The sequence below is a fragment of the Pseudomonas sp. BE134 genome, assembly GCF_031456105.1.
Taxonomy (GTDB): Bacteria; Pseudomonadota; Gammaproteobacteria; order Pseudomonadales; family Pseudomonadaceae; genus Aquipseudomonas.
The window spans coordinates 226,395-233,263 of the sequence record NZ_JAVDUA010000004.1; the positions used below are offsets into that span (position 1 = coordinate 226,395).

7 protein-coding genes are annotated in these 6,869 nt (G+C 57.4%); 6 read left to right on the forward strand and 1 reads right to left on the reverse strand.

What is annotated here, in order from left to right; all coding sequences use genetic code 11:
* The first annotated feature begins 24 nt into the window (after positions 1-24).
* Positions 25-1,665 (forward strand): chaperonin GroEL, encoded by a 1,641-nt coding sequence (gene groL, locus J2Y56_RS05880; RefSeq protein WP_310337240.1) that lies wholly within the window; start codon positions 25-27, stop codon positions 1,663-1,665.
* 344 nt (positions 1,666-2,009) lie between these two features.
* Here the strand turns inward: groL and J2Y56_RS05885 are convergent, their stop codons facing one another.
* Positions 2,010-2,753, reverse strand: a complete 744-nt coding sequence (locus J2Y56_RS05885) for a phosphatase PAP2 family protein (RefSeq protein ID WP_007948595.1) — start codon at positions 2,751-2,753, stop codon at positions 2,010-2,012.
* 219 nt (positions 2,754-2,972) lie between these two features.
* Here J2Y56_RS05885 and colR point away from each other — a divergent pair, with 219 nt between their 5' ends.
* The 5 genes from colR (at position 2,973) to J2Y56_RS05910 (ending at position 6,707) form a co-directional block, all read left to right on the forward strand.
* Complete coding sequence (gene colR, locus J2Y56_RS05890) at positions 2,973-3,656, forward strand: two-component system response regulator ColR (protein WP_007948597.1); 684 nt, start codon at positions 2,973-2,975, stop codon at positions 3,654-3,656.
* Complete coding sequence (locus J2Y56_RS05895; protein WP_007948598.1) at positions 3,646-4,929, forward strand: HAMP domain-containing sensor histidine kinase; 1,284 nt, start codon at positions 3,646-3,648, stop codon at positions 4,927-4,929. Before colR ends, J2Y56_RS05895 begins: the two co-directional genes overlap by 11 nt.
* A 161-nt stretch (positions 4,930-5,090) precedes the next feature.
* Positions 5,091-5,759, forward strand: coding sequence for a class I SAM-dependent methyltransferase (locus tag J2Y56_RS05900; protein WP_310337279.1), 669 nt, complete (start codon positions 5,091-5,093; stop codon positions 5,757-5,759).
* A gap of 4 nt (positions 5,760-5,763) precedes the next feature.
* Positions 5,764-6,477 (forward strand): lipopolysaccharide kinase InaA family protein, encoded by a 714-nt coding sequence (locus J2Y56_RS05905; RefSeq protein ID WP_310349192.1) that lies wholly within the window; start codon positions 5,764-5,766, stop codon positions 6,475-6,477.
* Positions 6,478-6,479: 2 nt separating this feature from the next.
* A complete protein-coding gene (locus tag J2Y56_RS05910; RefSeq protein ID WP_081502832.1) occupies positions 6,480-6,707 on the forward strand; it encodes a hypothetical protein in 228 nt (75 codons plus the stop codon).
* Positions 6,708-6,869: the final 162 nt, after the last annotated feature.

A 6,869-nucleotide genomic window follows, 5' to 3' on the forward strand; every position in this document is an offset into this window, starting at 1 on the left:
CAAAGTATTTAAGGAATATCGATCATGGCTGCTAAAGAAGTTAAATTCGGCGATTCCGCCCGCAAGAAAATGCTCGCCGGTGTAAACGTCCTGGCTGACGCGGTAAAAGCGACCCTGGGCCCTAAAGGCCGTAACGTGATCATCGAGAAGAGCTTCGGCGCTCCGACCATCACCAAGGACGGCGTGTCCGTTGCCAAAGAAATCGAGCTGAAAGATCGCTTCGAAAACATGGGCGCGCAGCTGGTCAAAGACGTTGCCTCCCGTGCCAACGATGACGCAGGCGACGGCACCACCACCGCTACCGTTCTGGCTCAATCGATCGTCAACGAAGGCCTGAAAGCCGTCGCTGCCGGCATGAACCCGATGGACCTGAAGCGCGGCATCGACAAAGCGACCATCGCTATTGTCAAAGAGCTCAAAGCCCTGTCCAAGCCTTGCGCTGACACCAAGGCTATCGCTCAGGTCGGCACCATCTCGGCCAACTCCGACAGCTCCATCGGCGACATCATTGCCGAAGCCATGGAAAAAGTCGGTAAAGAAGGCGTGATCACCGTTGAAGAAGGCTCGGGCCTGGAAAACGAACTGTCGGTTGTTGAAGGCATGCAGTTCGACCGTGGCTACCTGTCCCCGTACTTCGTCAACAAGCCAGAGACCATGACTGCCGAGCTGGACGGTCCGCTGATCCTGCTGGTCGACAAAAAGATCTCGAACATCCGCGAAATGCTGCCAGTACTGGAAGCCGTTGCCAAAGCCGGCCGTCCACTGCTGATCGTGGCCGAAGACGTTGAAGGCGAAGCCCTGGCGACTCTGGTTGTGAACAACATGCGTGGCATCGTTAAAGTCGCAGCCGTCAAGGCTCCGGGCTTCGGCGACCGTCGCAAGGCCATGCTGCAGGACATCGCTGTTCTGACTGGCGGTACCGTTATCTCCGAAGAGATCGGTCTGAGCCTGGAAAGCACTACCCTGGAACACCTGGGTAATGCCAAGCGCGTCATCCTGTCGAAAGAAAACACCACCGTGATCGACGGCGCCGGCGTTGAAGCTGATATCCAGGCTCGCGTTCTGCAAATCCGTCAGCAAGTGGCCGACACTTCGTCCGACTACGACCGTGAAAAACTGCAAGAGCGTCTGGCAAAACTGTCCGGCGGCGTTGCAGTGATCAAGGTTGGCGCCGGTTCCGAAGTTGAAATGAAAGAGAAGAAAGCCCGCGTTGAAGACGCCCTGCACGCTACCCGTGCAGCCGTTGAAGAAGGCGTGGTACCTGGCGGCGGCGTGGCACTGGTTCGCGCTCTGCAGGCAATCTCCGAGCTGAAAGGCGACAACGATGACCAGAACGTTGGCATCCAGTTGCTACGTCGCGCGGTTGAAGCGCCACTGCGTCAGATCGTTGCCAACTCCGGCGACGAGCCAAGCGTTGTCGTCGACAAGGTCAAGCAGGGTTCGGGTAACTTCGGTTACAACGCTGCCACCGGCGAGTACGGCGACATGATCGAAATGGGTATCCTGGACCCGGCTAAAGTGACTCGTTCGGCTCTGCAAGCGGCTTCGTCGATTGCCAGCCTGATGATCACCACCGAAGCCATGATCGCCGAGATCAAGGAAGACGCTCCAGCTGGCGGCATGCCAGACATGGGCGGTATGGGCGGCATGGGCGGCATGATGTAAGCGAGCCTTACCCCTGTACTAAAAAACCCCGCCTGCGAATGCAGGCGGGGTTTTTTATTGCCCTCATTCGGGTAAGTCAGGAGACCGAGTCGCTGCCATCGCGGGCAAGCCACGCTCCCGCAGTTGACCGGGTTAAACCTTTGGGAGCCGGGCTTGCCCGTGATGGCGTCAGTTCAGGCGCCAACTGCTTCAGGGCATGACTCAAACGATGAAGCGACTCTGGATCGTGTAGGAGTGAGCCGGCTCCGGGCGGCGTTCCGACGATGGCGTCTTGTGAGCCGACGTCATGGTTGAATGGCAGACCGCTATCGCGAGCAGGCTCGCTCCCACAGTAAATATGTGTTTCAGGCGCTAACCTGTTTTGCCTTGACCACTGATTCAGCTTTGGTCGCAGGTCGGTAAAGAACGTAGTAATAAGACCCCAGACAAATCAGCCAGCAAAAAATCGCGGTCCAGACGTTGTGCGAAAAGAAGTGCGCCCCCTGCATCATCCGGCCAATCGAGAACACCGAGCCCAGGGCGAAGGCGAAGACTAACGCCGCGCGAGCCATGCGCGGGCGGCGGTCACGCAACACGAAGAACAGGGCGAACAGCGTGAAACCGGTGGCGGCGTGACCGCCAGGCCAGCAACGGCCAGGTTTATCCGTGTGGGGGCGAGGGCTCAACAATTCGCTGTAGGTCTCGTGGCCACCGAATTGCTCAAGGCTCCATGGGCATTGCACGGCTGTCACGGCTTTCATGGGGGTGACAAAGGAGGTTGCCAGGCCCAGCGAAAGCACCAGGCAGCCCAGCTCCCGTTTGAACGGCTTGAGTCGGGTCACGAAAAACGAGCCGGCGAAGCCGAGGACGGCAAATACCGAGAACGCGATGACTAACTGCTTGGCGCGGTCATGCAGGATGTCTTCCAGGAAGTAACTGTGGCGTCCGATGAAATCTCCTGCCACTGGATCGTAGAACAGCTTGGCGAGGTCCATGTCCAGGGATGTCAGTTCGAGCAGCACCAGAATGATCGCCGCGACGGCGGGGACACCCAGGCACACCCAGAAGTTGAGCGGTCTGGAGGCGGGGCGGGCAGCGGTCGAAGCCATGGCATTTCCTTGGTCGGTGAAGTCATTCATGAAGGCGCATCCGCGCGGAGTCTGCTCCCGCTGCTGTCGCCAGTGTGTGAATCAATGGTGAAAAAGATGTTAAAGCTTTCATAGGCTTTTTTCGCGGTTTGACCGCTGCATACAGCCCTATCCCTGAGCCACACTTGGCCTTAAGCTGCGCGGGCCAAGACGGCCGTTACTGTGTACCGAGGAGTGCCCATGCGAATTCTATTGGTTGAAGACAACCGCGATATCCTGGCCAACCTGGCTGATTATCTGGGCCTCAAAGGCTATACCGTGGATTGTGCACAAGACGGTCTGTCCGGCCTGCACCTTGCGGCCACCGAGCATTACGACTTGATCGTGCTCGACATCATGCTGCCTGGCATCGACGGTTACACCCTGTGCAAACGCCTGCGCGAAGACGCCCGCCGCGATACGCCGGTCATCATGCTCACCGCCCGCGATCAACTGGATGACCGGCTGCAGGGTTTCAAGTCCGGTGCTGATGATTACCTGATCAAACCTTTTGCCCTGTCTGAATTGGCTGCGCGGATCGAGGCGGTGATGCGCCGCACTCAAGGTGGCGGTCGTCGCACGTTGCAGGTCGGCGATCTGGCCTATGACCTCGATACCCTGGAAGTGACCCGCGAAGGCCGACTGCTGAAACTCAACCCGGTGGGGCTGAAATTGCTGGCCGTGCTGATGCAGAAAAGCCCTCATGTGCTGCGCCGCGAAATTCTCGAAGAGGCACTGTGGGGCGACGACTGCCCGGACAGTGACAGCCTGCGCAGCCACGTTCATCAACTGCGTCAGGTCATCGACAAGCCGTTCGCCAAGCCATTGCTGCAAACCGTTCACGGGGTAGGTTATCGCTTGGCCGAGGGCCGTGATGGAGTTTAAGCAGAGCCTTGCTCAACGAATCATCATCGCCTTTGCGCTGATGAGCGCACTGGTGGCTGGTGCCTTCGCCATGGGCATTGTGGCGACCGTACACGTGGTGGAAGAAAAACTGATTTCAGCCGGATTGGGCGGCGACTTGCAACGTCTGCTGTTGATGGACAGTTTGTCGGACTGGAACCACCGTCCCGAGCCGGACCAGCTGTTCTACTACAGTGGTGGGGCAGGTGATTTCGAACTGCCCAAGGATTTGCGCAACCTGACCTCGGGTTTTCACGAGGTTTTTCGCGATCAGCTGTCGTATCACGCCATGGTCGAAATTGTCGACGGCCGGCATTACGTATTGCTTCAGGATCAAAGCGATTTCGAAGAGCGTGAACGGGTGCTGTTTGCCGTGGTGTTAACGGGCTTCGTGCTGAGCCTGGCGCTGGCGGTATTTCTCGGTTGGGTTCTGGCGCGCAAAGTCATGGCGCCGGTGGTCCGACTGGCCCGCCAGGTGCGTCATCGCGATCAATTGTTAGGGCTGGCGCCGCCTCTGGCGCCCGATTATGCCGCCGATGAAGTGGGCGAGTTGGCTGTTGCCTTCGACGCGACCCTTGGGCGCTTGCGTCAGGCATTGAACCGCGAGCGGCTGTTTACCAGTGACGTCAGCCACGAACTGCGTACGCCATTGATGGTGCTGGCCAGTTCCTGTGAGCTGCTGTTGGAAAATCCTGGTATCGACCAGCGCGGCCGGGCCCAGGTCGAGCGGATTGCCCGGGCCTGCGAAGAAATGCGAGAGCTGGTACAAACCTTCCTGATGCTGGCCCGCGCACAGCGTGAAGACGCCAGCATGTCGCCACAACAGAACCTGAACGAGGTCGCCGACGGGCTGCTCAATCTGTGGCGAGAACCCATCGAAAACAAGGGGCTGAAGCTGGTATTCGAGCCGGGGGACCCTCCAGTTGCCACTTACAACGCAACCCTGTTGCACGCGGTAATGGGCAACCTGTTGCGCAACGCTCTGCATTACACCGAACGCGGGTTCATTCGCCTGACTCTCACAGCCACGGGTTTTTTTGTCGAGGACAGTGGTGTGGGTATTCCTGAGGAAAAACGCGAAGCGATGTTCGAACCTTTCGTGCGGGGTTCCGAAAAACGCGGTGAGGGCCTTGGTCTGGGGTTGTCGCTGGTGCAGCGGATCTGTGAGAACCAGGGCTGGACTGTCAGCCTGACGACAATGGAGCCCAATGGCTGTCGTTTTCAGGTCGAATTACAGGCCTCGAGTACCCGTTGATTTGATAGTCACGGCGGGATTCCATGAGTTATTGTTAATGGTCTGTAAAATGCTGAAATAGTTAAGGGATTTACTCAACGAAATTTTCACAAATACGTGACCTGACTCTGACACTAAACTACCTAAGGTTGATGTCATCAGCATTTCAGGAGACTTTGATGATGGACGGCCCGATCAAACTTGATTTTTCCGAAAAATACGACGATCAACACGCTCAACACTACCTGCGCAAACATCAGGATGGGCTCGGTCGCAAGTTGTCTCACTGGCGTGATGTACAGCTGGCGCGTAAAGCGCTGACGCTGGCCGGCGATCCCGGTCTTGTACTCGATTTGCCATGCGGTGCCGGGCGTTTCTGGCCAATGCTGGCGGAAAAAGCCAACCGGGCGATCATCGGTGCCGACAACTCTGAGTCGATGGTGAAGATTGCCATGCAGTCGCAACCCGCTGACGTGGTCAAACGGGTCCAACCCTTGCACACTTCTGCCTTCGACATCGCCTTGCCTGATAATGCCGTCGACAGCATTTTCTGCATGCGTTTGCTGCACCACATCGGTGAAGCCGAGCATCGACTGGCCATTTTCCGCGAGTTCGAGCGTGTCTCCCGTGACAGCGTAATCCTTTCACTGTGGGTGGACGGTAACTTCAAGGCCTGGAAACGCAAGCGTTCAGAAGCGCGGCGTGGGCAGGAAGGTTACCAAAACCGGTTTGTGTTACCGGCCGCAACGGTGGAAAAGGAGTTTGAGCAGGCGGGTTTCCGTATTCAAGAAAAGCTGGATTTCATACCGCTCTACGCTATGTGGCGCGTTTACGTCTTGCGCAAGAGGTAACAGGATGGCAGTGCAATGTGCAGCAGAACAGGAAGTCGCTCCCCAGGACCGCTTCGACTATTTCTGGAATCAGCGTGGTGAATGGGTAGAAGAACCCAATGTTCGCCGCGGTGGTGAGAGTGGCGTGCAGCGTGTCACCGGCAGCGACGGGCAGCTGCTCTATGCCAAGCGTCAGACCGGCCACATCTATCGCAGTTGGTTGCACCCGTTTGGCCGCCCGACCGTATTGCGTGAGCAAGATGCCCTAATCGGCTTGCGCAAGCTCGACGTGCGTGTTCCTGACATCGTTTTCTGCGGCGCACAGCGCGACCCTGTGCACAAATGGCGAGCATTGCTGGTGACCAAGTCGCTGGATGGCTTCGACGAAATCGAAAACTGGTACGCCGGTGGTGGCCGTGAGCGTCACGGTGAGGCGGTGCATGATCTCGTTTTGAAAGATCTGGCAGAGAACCTCGCTCGCATGCACAAGGGTCGTTGGCAGCACGGTTGCATCTACATCAAGCACGTATTTTTGCGGGTCACCGGTGAAGGCGAGTCGGCCAAGGCCGAAATTGCCTTGATCGATCTGGAGAAGTGCCGGCAGCGTATGACAGCTTCCCGGGCGGCTACGCATGACATGAAACAACTGCGTCGCCACTCGTCGTTCAGCGCTGCGGATTGGGAAAAACTCGTCTACTTTTATGAGGCGGCGTTTGGCAGCGCTATCAAAGGTTTATAGCGATGAAACTCGAAATTGCACGAGGTTTATTTCTGATAGGAGCCTTGGCAGTTGCTTCATTGGCGGTGGCTGCCTGGGAGCAGCCTCGCACGCAAGTCCTCAGTTCAGTAAGCAGCGATGCTCACTGTCCAGTACCACGAGCCATCAAAGCCTCTGTGGCAGCGCAACCCGACAATGACCTGTTATTACTCATGTTCGGGCTGGCTCAGGGAGTAAGGCCGCAAGGTTGACCCGTTTGAAGCCCAAATAAAAGGCCTCGCAATTGCGAGGCCTTTTTTGTGTCCGACGCTAATCCACTGTGGGAGATTCTATGTTGCAGGGGAACCCTGCAGCCGTAAATTCGGCTGGTATTCGCTCTGGTTTTTCATGAGGGCGAATGCCACCCGACACAG

Excerpts from the sequence above, each read along its gene's own strand:
- J2Y56_RS05910 (WP_081502832.1), top strand. The coding sequence starts at position 6,480 with ATGAAACTCGAAATTGCACGAGGTTTATTTCTGATAGGAGCCTTGGCA.
- groL (WP_310337240.1), top strand. The coding sequence starts at position 25 with ATGGCTGCTAAAGAAGTTAAATTCGGCGATTCCGCCCGCAAGAAAATG.
- J2Y56_RS05895 (WP_007948598.1), top strand. The coding sequence starts at position 3,646 with ATGGAGTTTAAGCAGAGCCTTGCTCAACGAATCATCATCGCCTTTGCG.
- colR (WP_007948597.1), top strand. The coding sequence starts at position 2,973 with ATGCGAATTCTATTGGTTGAAGACAACCGCGATATCCTGGCCAACCTG.
- J2Y56_RS05885 (WP_007948595.1), bottom strand. The coding sequence starts at position 2,753 with ATGGCTTCGACCGCTGCCCGCCCCGCCTCCAGACCGCTCAACTTCTGG.
- J2Y56_RS05905 (WP_310349192.1), top strand. The coding sequence starts at position 5,764 with ATGGCAGTGCAATGTGCAGCAGAACAGGAAGTCGCTCCCCAGGACCGC.
- J2Y56_RS05900 (WP_310337279.1), top strand. The coding sequence starts at position 5,091 with ATGGACGGCCCGATCAAACTTGATTTTTCCGAAAAATACGACGATCAA.